Annotated in this window: 20 protein-coding genes and 1 tRNA gene; 14 read left to right on the top strand and 7 right to left on the bottom strand. The window is 69.4% G+C overall.

From position 1 onward, the window contains the following. Nucleotides 1-112 precede the first annotated feature (112 nt). From ruvB to NRY95_06350, 11 genes are all read left to right on the top strand, one after another. Nucleotides 113-1,153: a Holliday junction branch migration DNA helicase RuvB gene (gene ruvB / locus NRY95_06300; GenBank protein UYC17566.1), complete on the top strand. Its 1,041-nt coding sequence runs from the start codon at nt 113-115 to the stop codon at nt 1,151-1,153. A 39-nt stretch (nt 1,154-1,192) separates the two neighbouring features. Next, on the top strand, nt 1,193-1,666 hold the full coding sequence (gene ybgC, locus NRY95_06305; GenBank protein ID UYC18522.1) for a tol-pal system-associated acyl-CoA thioesterase: 474 nt from the start codon (nt 1,193-1,195) through the stop codon (nt 1,664-1,666). Further along, nucleotides 1,663-2,439: a protein TolQ gene (gene tolQ, locus NRY95_06310; protein UYC17567.1), complete on the top strand. Its 777-nt coding sequence runs from the start codon at nt 1,663-1,665 to the stop codon at nt 2,437-2,439. Before ybgC ends, tolQ begins: the two co-directional genes overlap by 4 nt. A gap of 40 nt (nt 2,440-2,479) precedes the next feature. After that, on the top strand, nt 2,480-2,917 hold the full coding sequence (gene tolR, locus NRY95_06315) for a protein TolR (protein UYC17568.1): 438 nt from the start codon (nt 2,480-2,482) through the stop codon (nt 2,915-2,917). Beyond that, a complete protein-coding gene (gene tolA, locus NRY95_06320; GenBank protein ID UYC17569.1) occupies nt 2,907-3,908 on the top strand; it encodes a cell envelope integrity protein TolA in 1,002 nt (333 codons plus the stop codon). The genes tolR and tolA overlap by 11 nt, the downstream gene beginning before the upstream one ends. 236 nt (nt 3,909-4,144) lie before the next feature. Continuing rightward, on the top strand, nt 4,145-5,464 hold the full coding sequence (gene tolB / locus NRY95_06325; GenBank protein UYC17570.1) for a Tol-Pal system beta propeller repeat protein TolB: 1,320 nt from the start codon (nt 4,145-4,147) through the stop codon (nt 5,462-5,464). A 71-nt stretch (nt 5,465-5,535) separates the two neighbouring features. Continuing rightward, nucleotides 5,536-6,054 (top strand): peptidoglycan-associated lipoprotein Pal, encoded by a 519-nt coding sequence (gene pal / locus NRY95_06330; GenBank protein ID UYC17571.1) that lies wholly within the window; start codon nt 5,536-5,538, stop codon nt 6,052-6,054. A 3-nt stretch (nt 6,055-6,057) separates the two neighbouring features. Then, nucleotides 6,058-6,870 (top strand): tol-pal system protein YbgF, encoded by an 813-nt coding sequence (gene ybgF, locus NRY95_06335; protein UYC17572.1) that lies wholly within the window; start codon nt 6,058-6,060, stop codon nt 6,868-6,870. Between the two features lie 46 nt (nt 6,871-6,916). After that, complete coding sequence (queE, locus tag NRY95_06340; protein ID UYC17573.1) at nt 6,917-7,594, top strand: 7-carboxy-7-deazaguanine synthase QueE; 678 nt, start codon at nt 6,917-6,919, stop codon at nt 7,592-7,594. Nucleotides 7,595-7,775: 181 nt separating this feature from the next. After that, nucleotides 7,776-8,441, top strand: a complete 666-nt coding sequence (gene queC, locus NRY95_06345) for a 7-cyano-7-deazaguanine synthase QueC (GenBank protein ID UYC17574.1) — start codon at nt 7,776-7,778, stop codon at nt 8,439-8,441. Nucleotides 8,442-8,504: 63 nt separating this feature from the next. After that, a tRNA-Lys gene (locus NRY95_06350) sits at nt 8,505-8,580 on the top strand. A gap of 174 nt (nt 8,581-8,754) precedes the next feature. Here NRY95_06350 and NRY95_06355 read toward each other — a convergent pair. After that, the gene (locus tag NRY95_06355; GenBank protein UYC17575.1) at nt 8,755-9,663 is read right to left on the bottom strand and encodes a LysR family transcriptional regulator ArgP; all 909 of its coding nucleotides are present in this window, start codon (nt 9,661-9,663) and stop codon (nt 8,755-8,757) included. Between the two features lie 102 nt (nt 9,664-9,765). Between NRY95_06355 and NRY95_06360 the strand changes: the two genes are divergently transcribed. Together NRY95_06360 and NRY95_06365 are read left to right on the top strand one after the other, a co-directional pair. Continuing rightward, on the top strand, nt 9,766-10,383 hold the full coding sequence (locus NRY95_06360; GenBank protein ID UYC17576.1) for a LysE/ArgO family amino acid transporter: 618 nt from the start codon (nt 9,766-9,768) through the stop codon (nt 10,381-10,383). 505 nt (nt 10,384-10,888) lie between these two features. Further along, nucleotides 10,889-12,898, top strand: a complete 2,010-nt coding sequence (locus tag NRY95_06365; protein UYC18523.1) for a TonB-dependent receptor — start codon at nt 10,889-10,891, stop codon at nt 12,896-12,898. A gap of 245 nt (nt 12,899-13,143) precedes the next feature. Here the strand turns inward: NRY95_06365 and NRY95_06370 are convergent, their stop codons facing one another. From NRY95_06370 to NRY95_06385, 4 genes are all read right to left on the bottom strand, one after another. Further along, nucleotides 13,144-13,632, bottom strand: a complete 489-nt coding sequence (locus NRY95_06370) for a hypothetical protein (GenBank protein UYC17577.1) — start codon at nt 13,630-13,632, stop codon at nt 13,144-13,146. Between the two features lie 176 nt (nt 13,633-13,808). After that, a complete protein-coding gene (gene recQ, locus NRY95_06375) occupies nt 13,809-15,617 on the bottom strand; it encodes a DNA helicase RecQ (protein UYC17578.1) in 1,809 nt (602 codons plus the stop codon). Between the two features lie 59 nt (nt 15,618-15,676). After that, the gene (locus tag NRY95_06380; protein ID UYC17579.1) at nt 15,677-16,219 is read right to left on the bottom strand and encodes a hypothetical protein; all 543 of its coding nucleotides are present in this window, start codon (nt 16,217-16,219) and stop codon (nt 15,677-15,679) included. 213 nt (nt 16,220-16,432) lie between these two features. Further along, a complete protein-coding gene (locus tag NRY95_06385; protein ID UYC17580.1) occupies nt 16,433-16,999 on the bottom strand; it encodes a DNA starvation/stationary phase protection protein in 567 nt (188 codons plus the stop codon). Between the two features lie 94 nt (nt 17,000-17,093). Between NRY95_06385 and hrpA the strand changes: the two genes are divergently transcribed. Continuing rightward, nucleotides 17,094-21,269, top strand: coding sequence for an ATP-dependent RNA helicase HrpA (hrpA, locus tag NRY95_06390; GenBank protein UYC17581.1), 4,176 nt, complete (start codon nt 17,094-17,096; stop codon nt 21,267-21,269). A gap of 100 nt (nt 21,270-21,369) precedes the next feature. Here the strand turns inward: hrpA and NRY95_06395 are convergent, their stop codons facing one another. After that, nucleotides 21,370-23,151, bottom strand: coding sequence for a chloride channel protein (locus tag NRY95_06395; GenBank protein ID UYC17582.1), 1,782 nt, complete (start codon nt 23,149-23,151; stop codon nt 21,370-21,372). Nucleotides 23,152-23,160: 9 nt separating this feature from the next. After that, complete coding sequence (locus NRY95_06400; GenBank protein UYC17583.1) at nt 23,161-23,673, bottom strand: hypothetical protein; 513 nt, start codon at nt 23,671-23,673, stop codon at nt 23,161-23,163. Between the last annotated feature and the right edge of the window lie 56 nt (nt 23,674-23,729).

Consider the following 23,729-nt stretch of genomic DNA (forward strand, 5'->3'; position numbering starts at 1 on the left):
CCTACAATAGCCGGATGCCGACCCGCGCCTGCGCCACCGTCCGTTCGCCGATGATCCGCCCGATGGCGGGAACGTTTGCCGAGTCCCGAGTCCCGAGTCCCGAGTCCCGCTGATGGAGCCGCGCCTCATCGCCAGCAGCGCCACCCGCGAAGACGACGCGGTCGAGGCCAGCATCCGTCCCAAGCGGCTGGCCGACTACCTCGGCCAGCAGCCGGTGCGCGAGCAGCTGTCGATCTATATCGAAGCGGCCAAGGCGCGCGGCGAGGCGATGGACCATGTGCTGATCTTCGGCCCGCCGGGCCTGGGCAAGACCACGCTCAGCCATGTCATCGCCAACGAGCTGGGGGTCAACCTGCGCGCGACCTCCGGCCCGGTGATCGAGAAGGCCGGCGACCTGGCGGCGCTGCTGACCAACCTGCAGCCGCACGACGTGCTGTTCGTGGACGAGATCCACCGCCTGTCGCCGGTGGTCGAGGAAGTGCTGTATCCGGCGATGGAAGACTTCCAGATCGACATCATGATCGGCGAGGGCCCGGCCGCGCGCTCGATCAAGATCGACCTGCCGCCGTTCACCCTGATCGGCGCCACCACCCGTGCCGGCCTGCTGACCGCGCCGCTGCGCGACCGCTTCGGCATCGTGCAGCGGCTGGCGTTCTATACCCCGGAAGAACTGGGCAAGATCGTGCGCCGTTCCGCCGCCATCCTCGGCATCGCCTGCGACGCCGACGGCTGCGCGGAGATCGCGCGGCGCGCGCGCGGCACCCCGCGCATCGCCAACCGGCTGCTGCGGCGGGTCCGCGATTTCGCCCAGGTCCGCGCCGGCGGGCTGATCGACCTGCAGGTCGCGCAGGCGGCGATGCAGATGCTCGGGGTCGACCCGGAAGGCTTCGACGACCTGGATCGGCGCCTGCTGCGCACCATCATCGACTACTTCGACGGTGGCCCGGTCGGGGTCGAGTCGTTGGCCGCCTCGCTGTCGGAAGAACGCGGCACCCTGGAAGACGTGATCGAGCCCTACCTGATCCAGCAGGGCTACCTGATCCGCACCGCGCGCGGGCGCATGGCGACCAACAAGGCCTATCTGCACTTGGGCCTGAAGCCCAAGATGCGGGAATCGGGAATCGGGAATGGAGAATCGGAGGGGCTGTTCTAGCATGCCGTGCCTACCCAATTACGGACGGGAGCACCGCTCTTGACTTCCGATTCCCGATTCCCGATTCCCGATTCCCGGCAGCTATTCAGTTGGCCGACACGCATCTACTGGGAAGATACCGACGCCGGTGGCGTGGTCTACCATGCGCGCTACGTCGCCTTTCTGGAGCGGGCGCGCACGGAGTGGCTGCGCGCGCTGGGTTACGGACAGGAGCGCCTGCGCCTGCAGCACGGTCTGGTGTTCGCGGTGCGCGCGATGCAACTCGACTTCCTGCGCCCGGCCCACCTGGACGATACCTTGCAGGTCGGCGTCGCGCTGTCGCAATGCAAGCGCGCCAGCCTGCTGTTCGCGCAGACCATCCACCGCGATGGCGAGTTGCTGTTGCGCGCGCAGGTGAAGGCGGCGGCGCTGGATACCGGCAGTTTCCGCCCGCGCGGCATGGACGACGCGCTGTACGACATGTTGAAAGCTCTCGAAATCACTGAAGCAGCATTACTGAGGAACGACGGATGATCGCATTGCTCCTGGCCCTGCAGGACACGGTGGCGGAGGCGCTACCGCAGGACGTGACCCAGACCGCCGCGCAGGCCGTCGCCAGCACCGCCGCGCATGGCGGCATCAACTACCTGGATCTGCTGATCAAGGCCAGCCTGCCGGTCAAGGTGATCGTGCTGCTGCTGCTGCTCGGCTCGCTGATCAGCTGGGTGATCATTTTCCGCAAGGCGCGGGTGTTCAAGCAGGCCAACCGCGAGGCGGACGACTTCGAGAACCGCTTCTGGTCCGGCACCGACCTGACCAAGCTCTACGCCGGTGCGGCCGACCGCAACCGCGTGGTCGGCGGCCTGGAGGCGATCTTCGAAGCCGGCTTCCGCGAGTTCACCCGTCTGCGCGACAAGCGCAAGCTCGACGCGCGGATCCAGCTGGAAGGCGCGCAGCGGGCGATGCGCGCGACCTACGCGCGCGAAGTGGACCGTCTGGAGCGCAACCTGGAACTGCTCGCCAACATCGGTTCCACCGCGCCGTACGTCGGCCTGGTCGGCACCGTGTTCGGCATCATGGTGACCATGCACGACATGCTCAACAGCGGCCAGCAGGCGGGCATCGCCGCGGTCGCGCCGGGCATTTCCGAGGCGCTGTTCGCCACCGCCATCGGCCTGTTCGTGGCGATCCCGGCGGTGTGGGCGTACAACCGCTTCACCACCCGGGTCGAGCGGATGGCCGTGCGCTTCGAGACCTTCTCCGAAGAGTTCAGCTCCATCCTGCAGCGCCAGGCCAGCGGCGACTGAGCGCCGCCGCGCGCTCCGTCCCAGACCCCAGGATTCCCGCATGACTGCCGCCATTTCCCGCCGCAAGCGCCGCAAGCTCAAGTCCGAGATCAACGTCGTGCCGTACATCGACGTGATGCTGGTGCTGCTGATCATCTTCATGGTCACCGCGCCGCTGCTCAGCCTGAGCGTGGACGTGGATCTGCCCGATTCCACCGCGCGTTCGGTGGAGAGCAAGAAGGACCCGGTGATCGTCAGCGTCGACGCCGAGGGCCGCTACACGCTGACCCTGCAGGACGGCAAGCCGGAGAAGATCGGCGCGCCCGAGCTGAAGGCGAAGATGCAGGCCTTCGTCAGCCAGAACAAGGACGTGCCGGTGTTCGTCGCCGCGCCCGGCAGTTCCAACTACCAGCTGGTCATGGACACCATGGTCATGCTGCAGCAGGCCGGCGTTCCCAAGGTGGGCCTGATGAGCCAGCCCGGTACCAATGCACGCTGAAGCCGATTCCCGACCGCCCCGCGAACAGGACAGCAACCAGGGCCTGATCGTCGGTGTGCTCCTCGCGCTGGCCGTGCACGTGCTGCTCGGGCTGCTGTTCTTCCTCGCCTGGTGGTGGTCGCCGGTGCGCCAGGTGGAACCGGCCGCCGGTTCGCCGATGGTCGAGGCCTCGCTGGTGGTGTCGGCCGCCGACGTGCGTTCGGCGCAGAAGGCGGTGCAGGACGCGCCCAAGCCCTTGCCCGAACCGCTGCCCGAGCCGGTCAAGGAGGTCGCCGAGGACGACACGGTGCCGCCGCCGCAACCGGTGCCCGTGCCCAAGCCGCAGCAGGCGCCGACCCCGCAGCAGCAGAAGGCGCAGGACTTCATCCCGGTGCCGGACAAGACCGACCAGGACCGCGCCAGCCGCACCGCCATCTCGCAGGAAAAGGAGAAGCAGGAGCAGGAAGCCAAGCGCCGCCAGGAGCAGATCGACCTGACCGAGCAGAAGCGCCAGCAGGAGGCCGAGCAGAAGCAGCGCCTCGCCGCGCAGCAGGAAGAGGAGCGGCAGAAGAAGATCGCCGACATCCGCAAGCAGCGCGAGCAGGCCGACCGCGAGGCCAAGCTGGCCGAGCAGAAGCTGCGCCAGCTGGCCGACGTGCGCGCCAAGCAGGCGTCTGCCACCGCCGCGACCACGCCGCAGGCCGCGCCCGGACAGAACGGCACCAACACCGACCTGTCGGCCAAGTACGCCGCGGCGATCCAGCAGGCGGTGCTGAGCCAGTGGGTGCGCCCGGACTCGGTGCCGCTGGGGCAGAAGTGCAAGATCGCGATCAAGCAGATCGTCGGCGGGCAGGTGATCGAGGCCAAGGTCAGCCCCGACTGTCCCTACGACGAAGCGGGCCGGCGCTCGATCGAGGCCGCGGTGCTGCGGGCGCAGCCACTGCCGTACCGGGGCTTCGAATCGGTGTTCGCGCGCGACCTGACCTTCAACTTTACTGCGCAGGATCGCTGAGAGGCCGGGATTGGGGATTGGGGATTCGGGATTGGGGATGCGCACGCTCCCTGTCCAGGGTCCAAAAGCTTGCTTCCCGGCCTGAAGAGGCCCGGCGAACGCCCCGGGCGGCGGTGCGATAGGCGATAATCCGGGCTTCCTGCCATCGGCTTCACATGTCGGTGGTTCATGATTGCGAATACGTTCACCCGCGCATTGCTATCTCTTGCGCCTTCCCGAGTACCGCTGAGCGACCCATGAAGAAACTGCCGCGCTGGCTTGCCGTCCTGACTGCCCTGTTGCTCCCCCTGGCCGCGTCCGCGCAGGACAAGGGTCTGGAAATCGACATCGTCGGCGGCAACGCGTCGGCGACCCCGATCACCGTCGTGCCGATGCCCTACCAGGGTTCGGCCGCCGCACCGTCCACCGACGTGTCCGCGGTGGTCCGCGCCGACCTGGACCGTTCCGGCCAGTTCCGCAACCTGCCCGAGGCGCAGATCGTCGAGCGCCCGACCCGCGGCAGCGAAGTGCAGTACGCCACCTGGCGCGCGCTGAAACAGGATTACCTGGTCGCCGGCCGGGTGATGGATGCCGGCGAGGGCACCTACCGAGTCGAGTACGAACTGTTCGACGTGGCCAAGGGCGAGCGCATGCTCGGCCTGGCGATGACCGCGCGCGCCAGCGCGATGCGCGACGTGGCGCACCAGATGGCCGATGCGATCTACGAGAAGATCACCGGCGTGCGCGGCGCGTTCTGGACCCGCATCGCCTACGTCACCGCCAGCGGCAAGGGCGGCGCCATGCGCTATGCGCTGATGGTCGCCGACTCCGACGGCTACAACCCGCAGACCATCGTGCGCTCGGCCGAACCGCTGCTGTCGCCGAACTGGAGCCCGGACGGCAAGAAGCTGGCCTACGTGAGCTTCGAACGCGGCAACTCCTCGATCTACATCCAGGACATCGCCACCGGCGCCCGTCAGCTGGTGTCCAGCTTCCGCGGCATCAACGGCGCGCCCTCGTTCTCGCCGGACGGCCGCAGGCTGGCCCTGGCCCTGTCGCGCAGCGGCAACCCGGAGATCTACGTGATGGACCTGGGCAGCAAGCAGCTGACCCAGCTGACCAACCACTTCGGCATCGACACCGAGCCGACCTGGGCGCCGGACGGCAGCACCATCTACTTCACCTCCGATCGCGGCGGCCGCCCGCAGATCTACCAGGTGGCGTCCACCGGCGGCAGCGCCAGCCGGGTCACCTTCCAGGGCAACTACAACGCCACCGCCAGCGTGTCCTTCGACGGCAACAAGATCGCCGTCGCCCAGGGCAGCGGCAACACCTACAAGATCGCGATGATGGACCGCAGCCTGGGTTCGCCGCGCTGGAGCACATTGTCTACGGGGTCGCTGGACGAGTCGCCGAGCTTCGCCCCGAACGCCAGCATGGTCCTGTACGCCGCCCGCGAAGGCGGGCGAGGGGTGCTTTACGCGGTCTCGGCCGATGCCCGCGTCCGCCAGCGCCTGGTCCTGGCAGATGGCGACGTGCGCGAGCCGTCGTGGTCGCCGTATCGGACCGCGCGTTGACACGTAAGTTTGATGTTAATATTTCGCTGCGTTGAACCCCCTTTCGGCTCAGGAGCCATATAGGTATCCCCATGAACAAGACCACCCGCGTTCTGCTTGTTTCGCTGTTGTCCGTTGCAGCTCTGGCCGGCTGCTCCAAGAAGGTCAAGGAAGTTCCCCAGACCGACACCACCGGCACCACCGGTTCCACCACCCCGACCGGCCCGTCGACCTCCGGCCTGTATGGCCCGGGCGATCTGGACACCGATGCCTGCCTGCGCCAGCGCGTGGTCTACTTCGATCTGGACCAGGACTCGCTGAAGCCGGAGTTCCAGGCGATCATGGCCTGCCACGCCAAGTACCTGCGTGACCGTCCGTCCTCGCGCATCACCCTGCAGGGCAATGCCGACGAGCGCGGTTCGCGCGAGTACAACATGGGCCTGGGCGAGCGTCGTGGCAACGCCGTGTCTTCGGCGCTGCAGGCTGCCGGCGGTTCGGCTGCGCAGCTGACCGTGGTCAGCTACGGCGAAGAGCGTCCGGTGTGCACCGAGTCGAACGAGTCCTGCTGGTCGCAGAACCGTCGCGTCGAGATCGTCTACACGGCGCAGTAATAGATGCGTATCGGTGTCCTCACATCGATGATCGTCGCGGCGGCCCTGGTGGCCGCCGCGCCGGCTCATGCGCAGCGCGCAAGCCTGGCCGATCGCGTGTCCGCGCTCGAGCAGCAGGCGATGAATACCCAGGCCAACACCGACATGCTGAACCAGCTCAACCAGCTGCGGACGCAGATGCAGTCGATGCAGGCCACGATCGAGCAGTTGCAGCACGACAACGAACAACTCAAGCAGCGCGCCAAGGACCAGTACCTGGACCTGGACGGCCGCCTGAACCGGATCGAGGGTGGCGCCACGCCGCCGTTGCCGCCGGCTGGCGCTGCCGCACCCGCCGCGTCCGCACCCGCTGCCAAGCCCGCTGCTGCCGTGTCCGAACGGCCGCCGTCGGTGCATGGCGATGCCGGCACGCTCGCCGCCAGCGGCGACGAGCGCACCAGCTACAACGTCGCCTTCGATGCGCTGAAGGCCGGCAAGTACGCCGACTCGGCGAATCTGTTCCAGAGCTTTCTCGAGCTGTACCCGAACGGCGTCTATGCCCCCAATGCCTTGTATTGGCTGGGCGAGAGCTATTACGCCACCAAGAATTTCCCGCTGGCCGAGGCGCAGTTCCGCGACCTGATCGGCCGCTACCCGACCCACGACAAGGCCTCCGGCGCCCTGCTCAAGCTGGGCCTGTCCCAGTACGGCGAAGGCCGCACCCAGGACGCCGAGCAGACCCTGCAGCAGGTGATCACCCAGTATCCGGGATCGGATGCCGCGCGCACCGCGCAGGACCGCCTGCAGTCGATCCGCATCGGCCAGCAACTGCGCTGAGCCCCCGAACGCTGCCGCCATCGTCGCGGGGGCATACTTTCCCGCCATGGCCGCCGTTCCCAGCGATATCGTCCAAAGCCCGCTGTCGCGCCTGAAGCTGACGGAGATCTTCCTGTCGCTGCAGGGCGAGGCCGACAGCGCCGGCTGGCCGACCGTGTTCGTGCGCCTGACCGGCTGTCCGCTGCGCTGCAGCTACTGCGACACCGCCTACGCCTTCCACGGCGGGCAGTGGTGGGACATCGATGCGATCCTGGCCGAAGTGGCGCGCCACGGCGTGCGCCACGTCTGCGTGACCGGCGGCGAGCCGCTGGCGCAGAAGCGCTGCCTGCGCCTGCTCGAGCAACTGTGCGACGCCGGCTACGACGTATCGCTGGAAACCTCCGGCGCGCTGGACATCGCCGAAGTGGACCCGCGCGTGTCGCGGGTGCTCGACATCAAGACTCCCGCATCGCAGGAAGCGGCGCGCAATCGCTGGGAAAACCTGCCGCTGCTGAGTGCGCGCGACCAGATCAAGTTCGTGCTGTGCAGCCGCGCCGACTACGACTGGGCGCGCGCGATCGTCGCCGAGCACCGCCTGCACGATCGCTGCACCGTCTGGTTCTCGCCGAGCAAGAGCGAACTGGCGCCGCGCGAGCTGGCCGACTGGATCGTCGCCGACCGCCTGCCGGTGCGCTTCCAGATGCAGCTGCACAAGCTGCTGTGGAACGACGAGCCGGGCCGTTAGCTGCGCGGGAGCGCAGCTGGGAATCGGCAATGGAGAAACGGGAATCGGCGAAGCGCTGCACTGCAGGCGTCTCGTTGGTTGATTAGCTTCTGCTTCTCGAAAACCGGCGATCTTCCATGTCCAGTGCGGCTGTTACGCTCTACCCATTCCCGTTTCTCCATTCCCCATTCCCAGCACCCCAATGAAAAACGCCGTCGTCCTACTCTCCGGTGGCATGGATTCCGCCGTCGTCGTCGCCATCGCCCGCGAGCAGGGCTATGCCGTGCATGCGCTGAGTGTCAGCTATGGGCAGCGGCATACCTCCGAGCTGGATGCGGCCACGCGCGTGGCGGCCGCGCTCGGTGCGGTGGCGCACAAGACCGTCAACGTCGACCTGCGCAGCATCGGCGGCTCCGCGTTGACCGACGACATCGACGTGCCGGACGCGGGCGGCGAGGGCATCCCGGTGACCTACGTGCCGGCGCGCAACACCATCATGCTGTCGGTGGCGCTGGGCTGGGCCGAAGTGCTGGGCGCGGCGGACATCTTCTGCGGGGTCAACGCGGTGGACTATTCCGGCTACCCCGACTGCCGCCCCGAGTTCATCGACGCCTTCCAGACCCTGGCCAACCTGGCGACCAAGGCCGGCGTGGAAGGCGCGGGGCTGCGCGTGCACGCGCCGCTGCAGCGCATGAGCAAGGCCGACATCGTGCGCGAGGGCATGCGCCTGGGCGTGGATTTCGGCCTGACCGTGTCCTGCTACCGCGCCGATGCCGACGGCCGCGCCTGCGGCCACTGCGACGCCTGCCGCCTGCGCGCCGCCGGCTTCGCCGATGCCGGCGTGGCCGACCCGACCCGCTACGCCTGATTTCGCGTTGACCCGGGGCTGGGGTAGACTACGCACCCCGGCGCAAGGCCGGGGCGTTGTTTTGGGCCGTTAGCTCAGTCGGTAGAGCAGAAGACTTTTAATCTTTTGGTCGATGGTTCGAATCCATCACGGCCCACCATTCGAGTCGCTGCGTCGACTCGCTTCTTCAGGCGATTTCGTCGCAAATGCCTGAGACATCCTCCGGCAATGATGGTGACGGCATGGCGTCGAACATGGCTGCCGTGGGCATGGCGAGGACAGCGTGGCTGTCTGGCCACCGCATCAATCCGCGATCGCGACTAGGCGCTCCGGCTCACACGCGTTGCCGCGCAGCCTGCATGCCCGCCGCCGCCGCGCGCAGCGCCTGGCCGATCTGCTGCAGGACGCTCGAGCGCACTGCCGCGTGCTGCCAATAGAGCGGCACGTCCAGCCAGCGTTGCGGGTCGACGATGACGATCTTCTTCTCCCGCAACGCGGGCATGACCAGTTGCTCGGGGGCGAGGCACCATCCGAGGCCGCGCGCCGCGGCCTCGACGAAGCCGGTCGAGGTCGGCAGGTAGTGGATGGGAGGGGCAAGCCGGGTGCGGGTGATGCGCCGCACGAAGCGGGCCTGCAGGTCGTCCTTGCGGTTGAACACGATCATCGGCGCCTGCGCCAACGCGGCCGCGTTGAGTCCTGCGGCAAGGTAGCGCGCAACGAACTGCGGGGAGGCGATCGCGTAGTAACGCATGGCGCCCAGGGGGTGGACGTTGCAGCCCTGCAGCGGCTTGCTCGCGGAGGTGACGGCGCCGAGCACGGTGCCGTTGCGCAGCAGTTCCAGCGTGTGGTCCTGGTCGTCCACGTGCACGTCGAACAGGAAGCCGTGCGCATGGTGCAGCGACGCCAGCGCGGCGAGGAACCAGGTCTGCAGCGAGTCGTCGTTGACCGCGATCGCGATGCTGCGCGCGGGTCCGGCGTCGGCCGCGTTCGGCAGGAAATCGGCCATCGCCTCGGCCTCCAGCGCCTGCATCGGCCGCACCCGGCGCAGCAGCGCTTCGCCTGCAGGCGTCGGCCGGCAGGGTGCCTGGCGCACCACCAGCACCTGCCCGAGGCGGTCCTCGAGCGCCTTGATCCGTTGCGAGATCGCCGACGGCGTCAGCGACAGCCGCCGCGCGGCCGCCTCGAAGCTGCCTTCGTCGAGCACGGCGGCGAAGGCCGACAGTTGCGGATGAAGCAGGTCCATGCGGCCGCCTGATTAGCATTTCTTCATAGCGTACAGAATATTTAGCTTGGCTAATCACGACCTTCAGGCCAGCATGCGCCTCCCTCGGTCCTGGCCATCCTCATGGTGCTAGAAGCATCGCTTGCCGGCTTCATCGCCGGCGCTGGCTTGATCGTCGCGATCGGCGCGCAGAATGCGTTCGTCCTGCGCCAGGGTTTGCAGCGGCAGCAGGTGGGCCTGGTGGTGGCGGTCTGCGCAGCCGGGGATATCGCCTTGATCGTGCTCGGGGTCGCCGGCATCGGCGCGCTGGTGCAGCAATGGCCCGCGCTGCTGCAGGTGCTGCGCTACGCCGGCGCGGCCTTCCTCGGCGTCTACGGCCTGATGGCGGCGCAACGCGCCTGGCGCGGTGCCGGCGCATTGAAGGCGCAGAGCGAGACGCCGGCGAGCCGGCGCCGCGTGCTGCTGGCCTGCCTGGGCTTCACGTTTCTCAATCCGCACGTGTATCTCGATACGATGGTCCTGCTCGGCAGCCTGTCCACGCGCTATCCGGGAGCGCTGCGCTGGGCGTTCGCGTTCGGCGCCTGCCTGGCGAGCGTGGTGTGGTTCTGCGGCCTGGGGTATGGCGCGCGGCTGCTGCAGCCGGTGTTCCGCAATCCCCGCGCATGGCGGGTACTGGACGCCTGCATCGCGGTGTTCATGCTGGCGCTGTGCCTGTTGCTGTTGCTGCGGCCGCTCGGCTGACTGCCTCGGTCGGGCTGTTTCCGAGCCGGCGACGCGCACGCGCCGCATGCGCGGTATGTTCAACGCGCCGTTTCATCCGCAATCGCCGATGAGCGCTGCTTCCCGGGCACGTAGACGGTGGCTCGCGAGGACGCTCCTCCCACCGCAAGGCCAGGCCTGCGGGCAGCGAGTCTGCGGCGGTTGCGCCGCGCTTCGCAGGGTTTTTGCCACGCCGCGCCCGCACGGTGGGATTGCGCTCGAACGCGATGCAGGTCGCGCCACTCGCCTGCGGCGCGAAGCGGAGATGGACGAGCGCTGCGGCGAGACGGCGGTCGAACGTGCGCCTGTGCGTATAATAATCATTCTCGTTATCGGACGGCGCCGGCACATCTGCGATTGGCGCCGTCCCTGTCACAAGGATCCGTTGATGCGTTTGCTGTGTTCCCTGTCCGTCGCGGTGCTTCCGCTGGCGGCTGCCGTCACTGTCGCCCGGGCGCAGTCGCCCTCCCCGCAAACCTTGGATACCGTGGTCGTCAGCGCCTCGCGCACCGACCAGCCCGCGGAGACCGCGCCGCAGACGGTGGTGGTGATCGACCAGCAGGAGATCGCGCAGCAGCTGACCATCAGCAGCAATTCGTCGGACCTGCTGTCCAGCCTGCTGCCGTCGTATACGCCGAGCCGCGGCAAGATGAACGGCAGCGGCGAGACCTTGCGCGGACGCACGCCGCTGATCCTGGTCGACGGCATCCCGCAGTCCAACCCGCTGCGCCCGACCGGGCGCGAGGCGCACACGATCGACTACGCGATGGTCGAGCGCATCGAGGTGATCCAGGGCGCCAACGCGATGAACGGCCTGGGCGCCACCGGCGGCACCATCAATCTGGTCACGCGCCGCCCGCAGCCGGGCGCGCTCAACCAGCATGTCGAGGTGCAGGCGACCGTGCCGACCACCGACGTCGATGCCGAGACCACGACCTACAGGACCAGCTACCGCATCGACGGGCGCCGCGACAAGCTCGACTACCTGTTCGCGGTCGGCTACGAGGACCAGGGCCTGTATCTGGACGGCGACGGGCGCGCGATCGGCACCGACGTGACCCAGGGCGATCTGATGGCCACCCGCGCCTACGACGTGCACGCCAAGCTGGGCTACTGGATCGACGACCGGCAGGAGCTGCAGTTCAGTTCCAACCGCTACCGGATCAAGTCCAAGGCCGAGTACCTGAGCGTGGCCGGCGATCGCGAACTCGGCATCCCGACCACCTCGGTGCGCGGCCGGCCCGAAGGCACGCCGCCGTGGAACGACGTATGGACCACCGGCCTGTCCTATGCCCACCACGATCTGGCCGGCATGGAGCTGAAGGCGATGGTGTTCAACCAGGAGTTCGAGGGCCTGTTCGGCGCCGACAACTCGGCCACCTTCCAGGATCCGCGCATCGCGCCCAACGGCACGCTGTACGACCAGTCGCGCTCGGTCGCGTCCAAGTGGGGTTCCAAGACCAGCCTGGGCAAGGACGACCTGCTCGATGGCCGGCTCAAGCTCACCGGCGGCTTCGACACCCTGTGGGACAGCGGCAAGCAGGACCTGTATGGCACCGGCCGCACCTATGTGCCCGAGTCGGAATACCGCGACCTGGCCGCGTTCCTGCAGGGCGAATACCGGCTGCTGCCGCAGCTGACCGTGCATGGCGGCGTGCGCCACGAAGACGCGAAGCTGCGCATCGACAGCTACCAGACCCTGGCCCGCTACAACCGCGTGCAGGTGCAGGGCGGCACCCTGTCGTTCGCCGAGACGCTTTACAACGCCGGCGCGGTGCTGGCGCCGAGCGAGCGCTTCAACGTCTTCGCCAGCTATTCCGAGGGCTTCGGCATGCCCGACGTGGGCCGCGTGCTGCGCTCGATCAACACCCCGGGGACCACGGTCGCCAGCCTGAGCGCGCTGCAGCCGGTGCTGACCCGCAACGTCGAACTGGGCACGCGCCTGCGCGGCGAGGCGTGGGATGTCGATGTCGGCTTGTTCCAGTCGCGCTCGGACTACGGCACCCGGGTGATCGCGGTGGACGGCGCGTTCCAGATGGCGCGGGAGAAGACCCGCATCGAAGGCGTGGATGCCAGCGCCAAGTATCGGCTCAACGAGCGGCAGCGCCTCGGCCTGGCCTATGCGTATACGCGCGGGCGCTACGACAGCGACGGCAACGGCACGCTGGATGCGCACCTGGACGGATTGAACATCGCGCCCAACCGCGTCGTCGGCAGCTGGTCGTCGCAATGGACGCCGCGGCTGTCCAGCTTCGTGCAGGCGCAGTACGCGTTCGGCCGCAGCTTCGACGATCCGCAAAAGCGGTTCAGCGGCTACGCGCTGGTCGATGCGGCGCTGAACTACCGGCTGCGCCAGGGCGAACTGCGCCTGGCCGTCGCCAACCTGCTCGATCGCCAGTACATCACCTACTACTCGCAGAGCGCGCTGGTCGAACCGGACCGCTACTTCGCCGGGCGCGGGCGCACGCTGACGGTGGGCTACGGCCTGGATTTCTGAGCCGCCGCCTGGCGCGGCGCGGACGTGACGCGCGCGGGTCCGTTCCCTGCCGTGCGCGCGTCGCCACGCTGTGCCGTTGGCGCTGGAGGCGAGGGAGTGTCGCGGCAGCGACGGCCGCGCCATCCGCTGGAGCCGGGCTCGTGCCCGACCAGCGTGCCGCCTAGGCGTCGGCCGTGGACGACCTGCACGCCGCGGCTGCTTGCGCGGCGCCGGCACAAACGCGCCGCCGCCTGCGCTGGCGGCCGCTACCAGCCGTAGGGATAGCCGTAGCCGCCGCGGCCGTAGCCACCGTGGCCTTCGCTCTGGCCGACGCTGATGCTGATGCCGACTTCGCGCGGCTTGCCGTCGTCGTTGTAGTAGGTCTTGCACAGGTTGAGGTTGGCGGCTTGGTAGTTGCTGTTGCCGCCGCGCGAGGAATAGCCGAAGCCGGTGGAGACGCTGCCGTGCACGTCGCCCTTGCAGCGGTCGGCGCGCGCCTGTTCGGCCTCGGCCAGGGCCTGGGTGGCCGCGGCCTTCTGCGCCGAGGCCGAGGTGCCGCTGGTGTCGCCGTAATAGGCGCCTGGCGGGTCGGCCTTGTACACCGGGTCGGTGCCGTAGGTGATCGGCTGCTGCGGCACGCTCAGGTCCAGCGCGCGCTTGGCCGCTTCGCTGTCGCTGCTGCCGCTGTCGGCAGGGGTTTGCGCCATGGCCGGGCCGGCGAGCAGGGCGCAGGCAAGCAGGAAGGATCGTTTCATCGGACGTACGCCAAGGAAAGAAGGGCTGGGTGGCGGCAGCCGCAGCTGCGCGCCACCATGCAGCGACGCTATCAATACCAGGTTGAACCCGGCCTGTCGGCGGCCGGGGATTTTCTTGCCGGTGCCGGACACGGGCCGCGACGTGGCGGCAAACGGCCGTCGCCGGAGCGGTTCCGCTAGCCCTGTTGCAGGACGATATCGATCAGCTGCTGGCCGTAGCGCGCCAGCTTGGTGCCGCCGATGCCGCCGACATGGGCCAGTTCGTCCAGGCTGGTCGGGCGCTGTTCGGCGATGTTGCGCAGGGTGCTGTCGTGGAAGATCACGAACGCCGGCACATTCTGTTCCTTGGCCAGGCCGGCGCGCAGGTCGCGCAGCGCGTTGAACAGGCTCAGGTCCTGCGGCTGCACCGGCACGCCGGTGCGCGGGCTGCCGCTGCGGTCGCTGCGTTCGCGGCCGCGGCTGGGCGCCTCGCGGCGCATCATGATCTGGCGCTCGCCCTTGAGCACCTGGCGGCTGGCGTCGGTCAGGCGCAGGCCGCCGTAGGCGTCGCTGTCCACCTCCAGCAGCCCGGTGGCGACCAGCTGGCGGAACACGCCGCGCCAGGCGCGCGCGTCCAGGTCCTTGCCGATGCCATAGGTGCTGAGCCGGTCGTGGCCGAATTGCTTGATCTTCTCGCCGTCGCTGCCGCGCAGGATGTCGATCAGGTGGCCGACGCCGAAGCGCTGGCCGCTGCGGTAGACGCAGCTCAGCGCCTTCTGCACGGCCACGGTGGCGTCCCAGGCCGCGGCCGGGGTCAGGCAGTTGTCGCAGTTGCCGCAGGGCTGCGGATAGGTCTCGCCGAAGCCGGCCAGCAGCACCTGGCGCCGGCATTGCATCGATTCGCAATAGCCCAGCAACTGGTCGAGCTTGCGCCGCTCCACCCGCTTGCGGTCCTCGCTGGCTTCGCCCTGTTCGATCATCTGCTTGAGCAGCACCACGTCGCCCAGGCCGTAGCACAGCCAGGCCTCGGCGGCTTCGCCGTCGCGCCCGGCGCGGCCGGTTTCCTGGTAGTAGCCTTCCAGCGACTTGGGCAGGTCGGTATGCGCGACGAAGCGCACGTCGGGCTTGTCGATGCCCATGCCGAAGGCGATGGTGGCGCACATCACGACGCCGTCCTCGCGCAGGAAGCGGCGCTGGTTGCCGGCGCGCACCTCGGCCGGCAGGCCGGCGTGGTAGGGCAGGGCGTTGAGCCCTTCCTTGGCCAGGAACTCGGCGGTCTCCTCGACCTTGCGCCGCGACAGGCAGTAGACGATGCCGGCGCTGCCGCGGTGCGCGCGCAGGAAATCCAGCAGCTGGCGGCGGCTGTTGTCCTTCTGCACCACGGTGTAGCGGATGTTGGGGCGGTCGAAGGAGCTGACGAAGTGGCGCGCCTGGGTCAGGTCCAGGCGTTCGGCGATCTCGCGCTGGGTCGGCGGATCGGCGGTGGCGGTCAGGGCGATGCGCGGGATCTGCGGCCAGCGCTCGTGCAGCACGGTGAGCTGGCGGTATTCGGGGCGGAAATCGTGGCCCCATTGCGACACGCAGTGCGCCTCGTCGATCGCGAACAGGGCGATGCGGCTGCGCTCGATCAGCGACAGGAAGCGCGGGGTCAGCAGGCGTTCGGGGGCCACGTACAGCAGGTCCAGCTCGCCGGCCAGCAGCTCGCGCTCGACCCGCTGCGCGGTCTCGCCGTCCAGGGTGGAATTGAGGTATTCGGCGCGCACGCCGAGCTGGCGCAGCGCCTCGACCTGGTCCTGCATCAGCGCGATCAGCGGCGAGATGACGATGCCGGTGCCGTCGCGCAGCAGCGAGGGGATCTGGTAGCACAGCGACTTGCCGCCGCCGGTGGGCATCAGCACCAGCGCGTCCTGGCCGGCGGCGACGTGTTCGACGATGTCCTGCTGCGGACCGCGGAACTGGTCGTAGCCGAATACGCGGCCGAGTACGGAATGGGCGGAAGATTGCATGCGCCTAGGATACCGCGTAGGTCAAGCGCGGCAGTGCGCCGCCACCACGCACCGCGGTGTCAGGCGCCAGCGACCGCGTGCGTAGGCATTGCCCGACGCGCGCGGCGCCTGCCGACGAAGTGGCCGATCACCAGCACCGGCAACGCGACCAGCAGCGCCGCCGAACAGGCCAGCGCCGGCGCGATCGTCGCCAGCACTTGCGCGGGATGGTCGGCGTCGTCTCCGCGGGCCCACACCGCCACTGCCACCAGGCCCGGGCCGCTCAGCAGCACCAGCAGCGCCAGTGCGGTCATCTTCGGCACGCTGCGCTGCTGCGGCTGGCAGCAGTCCACTGCCAGGGCCAGGGCGACGCACGCGGCCCATCCCCCGGCGAACCAGTTCAGCGCGGGAACGAGAAAACTGATGCTGTCGCTGATCGCGGTCAGCACCGCGTTCAGCACCGCGACCAGTTCATTTCCACTCTTGGTGGGCACGCCCGAGTCGTCGAGTTGCGACCCCGCATGAAAGCCGGCGGCCAAGCCAGCCGCGATACCAACGACGCATCCCAGCACGATGGCCAGCAGCGGGCGACGCAGCGAGGGATACGCAGACGGGGCGGTCATCGAACGTCCATGTAGGCGGAGCCGCCGCCTCGCCCGCCAGCATGCAGGACGCTTGCGACCCAGAAGCCCCTTGCGCGGAGCCCCCAGCGTGCAAGCCCCCTTGGTAAGGGCGCGCGCCGAAGGCGCGGGGATTGGAAGCCACGCAGCTGGGCCCCAGAGTTTGCAACGCAAACTCTGGGAGGCCATGCCTGCTGCGCCGGCGTGGTCGTCCCCTTACTGCAGCAGCGACCGCAGCATCCACGCGTACTTCTCGTGGGTCTGCAGGCGCTGGGTCAGCATGTCCACCGACGGGTCGTCGCCGGCGGCGTCGGCGGTCTTGAGCGCCTTGCGCGCGGTGCGGCAAAGCGCCTCGTTGCCGACCACCAGCTGGCGCACCATCTCGCGCCAGTCGGCGCTGTCGCTCAGGCCCGGCTCTTCCGGGATCGAGGTCAGCGCGGCGTATTCCTTGTACGAACCCGGCGCGTTGAAGCCCAGCGCGCGGATGCGCTCGGCGACGTCGTCCAGCGCCGCCCACTGCTCGGTGTACTGGGTCTCGAACATCAGGTGCAGCGAGTTGAACATGGACCCGGTCACGTTCCAATGGAAGTTGTGGGTCTTCAGGTACAGGGTGAACGCGTCGGCCATGAAGTGCGACAGGCCGTCGGCGATCTTCTTGCGGTCGCTGCCGCTGATCCCGATATCGATGTTGGGCGCGGACGGCGCCAGCGCCGCCAGCGGCGTGGTGGATGCGGCCTGCTTGGCGGGGCTCTTGGTCTTGCCGGGGGTCTTGCTCTTGGCCATCAGGAAATCCTCTTGAGGGGTTGGAAACGATATGGCGTCACAATAGACAGACTAAAGCATGCGCTGTTATTCAAAGTTCAACGGCCCCTGATTGATGAGCACTATCGAAAAACACCTGGCCACCCGCCTGCGCGAGCGCCGCGCCGCGATCGACGCGGCGCTGACCCGCGACCGCGGCCGCCTGATGGGCCTATGGTCGCGCTGGCAGGCCGCGCCCGGCAATCCCGCATTGGAGGCGGCGTTCGAGCAGGCGCTGGGCCAGTCGCGGGCGCGCTGCGAGGCGCGCGCGGCGGCGGCACCGGCGATCACCCTGGACGACCAGTTGCCGATCGCGCGCGAGGCCGAGCGCATCGTCGCGCTGATCCGCGCGCACCAGGTGGTGGTGATCGCCGGCGAGACCGGCTCGGGCAAGACCACCCAGCTGCCGAAGCTGTGCCTGGCCGCCGGCCGCGGCGCCGCCGGCATGATCGGCTGCACCCAGCCGCGGCGCCTGGCGGCGCGCGCGGTGGCCGCGCGCGTGGCCGAGGAACTGCGCACGCCGGTGGGCGGGGCGGTGGGCTTCCAGGTGCGCTTCAACGACCGGGTCGGCGAGGAGACCCGGATCAAGTTCATGACCGACGGCATCCTGCTGGCCGAGATCGCCAGCGACCGCTGGCTGTCCAGCTACGACACGATCATCGTCGACGAGGCGCACGAGCGCAGCCTCAACATCGATTTCCTGCTCGGCTACCTCAAACAGCTGCTGCGCAAGCGCCCGGAGCTGAAGGTGATCGTGACCTCGGCGACGATCGACACCGCGCGCTTCGCCGAGCATTTCGACGGCGCGCCGGTGATCAGCGTCGAAGGCCGCACCTATCCGGTGGAAGTGCGCTACCGGCCATTGGAAGAGCCGGGATTGGAGAGTGGGGATTCGGAAGCCCGGAATCCCGAACGCTCACGGCCATCCGCCGTTGCGAATCCCCAATCCCCAATCCCCAATCCCGGCCTCACGGTCAACGATGCGATCGTGGCCGCGGTGGACGAGATCACCCGGCTCGACCCGCGCGGCGACGTGCTGCTGTTCCTGCCCGGCGAGCGCGAGATCCGCGATGCGCACCAGGCGCTGGAGCGGCGCAAGTACCGCGAGACCGAGGTGCTGCCGCTGTACGCGCGGCTGTCCAACAGCGACCAGGACCGGGTGTTCAATCCCGGCCCGCGGCGGCGCCTGGTGCTGGCCACCAACGTCGCCGAGACCTCGCTGACGGTGCCGCGGATCCGCTACGTGGTCGATCCCGGCTATGCGCGGGTCAAGCGCTACAGCCCGCGGCAGAAGCTGGACCGGCTGCACATCGAACCGATCTCGCAGGCCAGCGCCAACCAGCGCAAGGGCCGCTGCGGGCGCGTGGCCGAAGGCATCTGCTACCGGCTGTACGCCGAGGCCGATTTCCAGGCGCGGCCGGAATTCACCGATCCGGAGATCCGCCGTTCCAGCCTGGCGGGGGTGATCCTGCGCATGCTGCAACTGGGGCTGGGGCGGATCGAGGATTTCCCGTTCCTGGAGCCGCCGGACGAGCGCGCGGTCGCCGATGGCTGGCAGCAGCTGGTGGAACTGGGCGCGGTCGGCGAGGCCGACCGCCACGGCCTGCGCAAGCTCACCGAGATCGGCCGCAGGATGGCGCGGCTGCCGGTGGACGTGAAGCTGGCGCGGATGCTGGTGGCCGCGCAGCAGCACGGCTGCCTGCGGCCGATGCTGGTGATCGCCGCGTTCCTGGGCATCCAGGACCCGCGCGAGCGCCCGCCGGAAGCGCGCGAGGCGGCCGACAACGCGCATGCCAAATTCGCCGATGCGCGTTCGGAATTCGTCGGCATCCTGCGCCTGTGGGACGGCTACCGGCAGGCGCACGAGGAGCTGACCCAGTCCAGGCTGCGCGACTGGTGCGGGCGCCACTTCCTCGGCTTCCTGCGCATGCGCGAATGGCGCGAACTGCACCGCCAGCTGCATCTGCTGTGCGAGGAACTGGGCTGGAGCGAAGAGCCGGCGGCGGCCTCGCTGTTGCCGCTGCTGGCCGGTGCGGCGTCGCCGCCGCCGGCGCGCGATGCCGAGACCAGCGCGCGCGCCACGCGCGGGCAACTGCACCGTGCCGCGCGGCTGGCGCGCGAGGGCCGCAGCGAACCGGCTGCAGCGCCGTCGGTCGATGCCAGGCCCGCGCCGCCGGTGCACGACGCCGCCGACGCGCCACGTGCGAGCGAGCGCGAACGCGCCGCGGCCTACCAGGCCTTGCATCGCGCGCTGCTCGCCGGCCTGCCGACGCAGGTCGGCCAGCGCACCGAGAAGGGCGATTTCCTGGCGCCGCGGCAGCGCCGCTTCCTGCTGTTCCCCGGCTCCACGCTGGCGCGCAAGCCGCCGCCGTGGGTGCTGCCGGCCACGCTGCTGGACACACAGAAGGTGTGGGGCCTGACCAATGCCGCGGTCGAACCGGACTGGGTCATCGCCGAGCTGCCGCACCTGCTGGCGCGCAAGCATTTCGATCCGCACTGGTCGCGCGCGCAGGGGCAGGTGCTGGCCTCCGAGCAGATCAGCCTGTTCGGGCTGGTGCTGGCGCCGAAGAAGCCGGTGCACTATGGCCGCATCGACCCGCCCGGCGCGCATGAACTGTTCGTGCGCCAGGGCCTGGTGCCGGGCGAGATCAACACCCGCGCCAGCTTCGTCGCCGACAACCAGAAGGTGCTGGCGCAGGCGCACGAGGAAGAGGCCAAGCTGCGCCGCGCCGGTATCGTCGCCGACGAGGACTGGCAGGCGCGCTGGTACCTGGACCGCATTCCCGGCGAGATCCATTCGGCGGCGGGCCTGGACGCGTGGTGGAAGGCGTTGCCGCCGGAGCAGCGGCGCACGCTGCAGTGGACGCTGACCGACCTGCTGCCCGGCGAAGGCAGCGAGGCCGACCGCTATCCGAAGTACTTCGCGCTCGGCGACGCGCGGCTGGCGCTGCACTACAGGTTCGAACCGGGCGCGGCCGACGACGGCGTGACCCTGGAGGTGCCGCTGCACCTGCTCAACGCGCTGGACCCGGCGCGGCTGTCGTGGCTGGCGCCGGGCTTCGTCGCCGACAAGGCGGCGGCGCTGATCCGCAGCCTGCCCAAGGCGCTGCGGCGCAACTACGTGCCGGCGCCGGACTTCGCCCGCGCGTTCTATGAAGCCTTCCCGCAGCCCGGCGCCGACGACATCCGCGGCGAGCTGGCGCGCTTCCTGCAACGCGCCACCGGCGCGGCGCTGGCCGCGCTGGATTTCGACGACAGCGCCCTGGAGCCGCACCTGCGCATGAACCTGCGCGTGCGCGACGAGGCCGGCAAGGTGCTGGCCGAGTCGCGCGACCTGGACGCGCTGCGCGCGCGTTTCGGCGATCGCGCCGGGCAGGCCTTCGCCGCGCGCGCCGGGCGCGAGATGGCCGCGGTCGGATTGCGCGAGTTTCCGTCCGCGCCGGTCCCGCTGCAGGTGCCCGGCGAGGCCGGCGTGCCGGCGTATCCGGCGCTGGTGGACGAAGGCGAGAGCGCGGCGCTGCGCATCTTCGCCGACCGCGCGCAGGCCGAGGCCGCGCATCCGCGCGGCGTGCGCCGCTTGCTGGAGATCGCGCTGGCCGACAAGGTCAAGCAGGCGCGCAAGCAATTGCCGGTGTCGCCGAAGACCGGGCTGCTGTACGCGGCGATCGAGTCGCAGGAGCGCTTGCGCGGCGACCTGGTGGATGCGGCATTGAACGCGCTGCTTGAGCAGGACCTGGACGCGATCCGCGACCCAGGCAGCTTCGCCCAGCGTCGCGATGCGGCAGGCAAGCAGCTGTTCGGCGAGGCGATGGAGCGGCTGAAGCTGGCCGAGGCGATCATGGGCGCGGCGGCGGAACTGAAGCCGCAGCTGGAAGCGCCGCTGATGGGCTGGGCCAGCGGCAACCTCGACGACCTGCGCGCGCAGCTGGCGGCGCTGGTGCATCCGGGTTTCCTGCGCGAGACCCCGGCCACGGCACTGGCGCAGTTCCCGCGTTATCTGCGCGCGATGATCCTGCGTGCCGAACGCGCCAAGCGCGATCCGACGCGCGATCAGGCGCGGATGCTGGAACTGAAGCCGTTCGTCGACGCGCTGGCCGATGCCGCCGCGGCCGGGCGCAGCGGCGATCCGCAGTGGCAGGCGCTGCGCTGGGACCTGGAGGAATTGCGGGTGTCGCTGTTCGCGCAGGAACTGGGCGCCAAGCCCGGGATCTCGGCGAAGAAGCTGGCGCAGCGGGTGGCTGGAGTGCGGTGATTCGGGATTGGGGATTGGAGATTCGTAAAAGCGACTACGGATGCCTGATCGCACGCTTTGCGCTTTTACGAATCCCCAATCCCCAATCCCGGCCCCTAACTCAATCGTCGACGCGTTCGCCCATCAGCTCGCGCTGGCGCTTGTCCAGTTCCTCGGCGTAGCGCTTGCGCACGAAGCTCTCGGTCAGCACGCCGAGTACCTTGCCGTGGTCGTCGACCACCGCCAGTTCGTCGCTCTGGGTCAGGTCGAACTGGCGCATCGCGGTGACCACGTCGGTCTCGGCGCGCAGCGCCACGTCGCGGTTGCCGGCATAGTCGACGATCGCCGCGTCGGCGCTCACGCCATCGGCATAGGCCGCGGCCAGCGTCACCAGCCCGGCGTAGTGGCCGTGCTCGTCCTCCAGCACCACGCGCACGCCCGAGCCGAGCGGGAAACGGTGGCGGAACTCGGCCACCGAGGTGGTGGCGGCGAGCGGCTGCACGTCCTTGCGCATCATCCGTCCGGCGCTCAGGTGCTTGACCCAGCCCACGTCGCGCGCGCTCTTGATGGTCTCGCCGCGCAGGTGCAGGCGCCAGGTCGAGAACGAATAGCCGAACACCTGGCGCACGATGGTGTTGGCCACCAGCACCGCCACCATCACCGCGCTGGCCAGCACGAAATCGTGGGTGCCCTCGAGCACCAGCATCGCCATCGTCATCGGTGCGCCGACCACCGCCGCGGCCAGCGCGGCCATGCCCGCCAGCGACGCGGCGGTGCCGTCGACCAGGGCCATGCCGGTGCCCAGGTTCAACAGGCCGGCGAACAGGCCGCCGACCAGCGAGCCCATGAACAGCGAGGCGAAGAACAGCCCGCCGCGAAAGCCGAAACCCAACGAAATGCCGGAGGCCAGACACTTGAGCAGCAACAGCACGCCCAGCCATTGCAGCGAGGTCGGGCTGGTCAGGTCCAGGTGCAGCGCGCCGTGTCCGGAGGAGAGCACCTGCGGGGTGATCAGCGCCAGCGGGATCAGCATCAGGCCGCCGGCCACCGGCCGCGCCCAGCGCGGCAGCGGGCTGCGGTTGACCGCCTGCTCGATCGCCCCGACCAGGCGCATCACCGCCACCGCCAGCAGCGCGCAGATCGCGCCGAGCAGCGCGTACAGCAGGTAGTCGCGCGCTTCCAGCGCGGACGCCGCCGAGGCCGGCAGCAGGTACGGCTGCACGCCGGCGGCCTGGGCCACGAACACCGCGCCCAGCGAGGCCACCGCCACCGGCGCCAGCGCCGAGGGCGAGTACGCGCCGATCACGATCTCGAACGCGTAGAACGCGCCGGCCAGCGGCGCGCCGAACGCGGCGGCGATGGCGGCGCCGGCGCCGGCGCCGACCAGGGTGCGGATGTCGGCGCGGCGCAGGCGCAGGATCCGCCCCAGGTGCGAACCGCTGCCCGCGCCCATCTGCGTGTACGCCGCCTCCAGCCCGACCGAGGCGCCGCAGCCGTTGGACAGCAGGGTCTGCGCGGACACGATCAGGTTGTCGCGCATCGACATGCGCCCGCCGTACAGCGCGTTGGCTTCGACCGCATCGATCAGCTGGCGCTTGCGCGCGCGCGCGGCCATGCCGAGCAGGCCGACCAGCAGCCCGCCCAGCGGCAGCACCAGCAACTGGCCCAGGCTCAGTTCGGGCATCGCGCTGAGCCGGGCGTCGGCATCCAGGCCGAACAGCCAGGCCTGCGCGCCGTGGGCGAGGCCGCTCTGCAACAGGGTCAGCAGGCCGGCGACCAGGCCGACCAGCAGGGCCAGCGCGATGAACCAGACGTCGCTGGCGCGGAAGCGCCGGCGCAGCACGTCAGCGAGGCTGTGCGAGGCGTCGGCCAGGCCCAGCCGCGGATGCTGGCGCAGGTGCATGGCGGGCGGTTACTTGATGCGACGGACTTTGGCGCGTGTGTTGTAGGTGTCGATCTGCATGTACCACACGCCCATGATTCCCGGGGTGATCTTCACCTTGGGCGCGTTGCGGCGCACGCTGGCCAGGCTGGCCGCCTCGGTCTGCTCCCATTCCTGGCCGTTGGCCAGCACGTAGCGGCGGCCCTTGGAGAAACCGGTGAACTCGCCGACCAGGGTGCTTTCGATCGGCTCCTGGCTGCCGAAGTCGAAGAAGCCGCGGTTCTTCACGATCACTTCCTGGCGGCCTTCCTCCTTGGCCTTCTCCAGCGCCACCGCGGTCTCCTTGGCGACCTTGCCCTGCAGCCAGTCGTTCAGCGCGGTCAGCTCCTGCGGGGACAGCTTGTCGAGCCCGGCGGCCTTGAACTCCTGCGCCGACATCTGCGTCTGCAGGTCGCCGGCGACGGTGCGCTGGGCGGCGGCGGGAGCGGCGCACACGGCGAGCGCCGCGCACAGGACCAGGGGAGTGAGGCGCGCAAGCAGCATGGCGGGATCCGGGCAGTGGGATGCGACGTAGTGTAGTCGCAAGACGTGGCGCGGGT

The organism is Xanthomonas campestris pv. phormiicola, from assembly GCA_025666215.1.
Taxonomy (GTDB): domain Bacteria; phylum Pseudomonadota; class Gammaproteobacteria; order Xanthomonadales; family Xanthomonadaceae; genus Xanthomonas_A; species Xanthomonas_A campestris_A.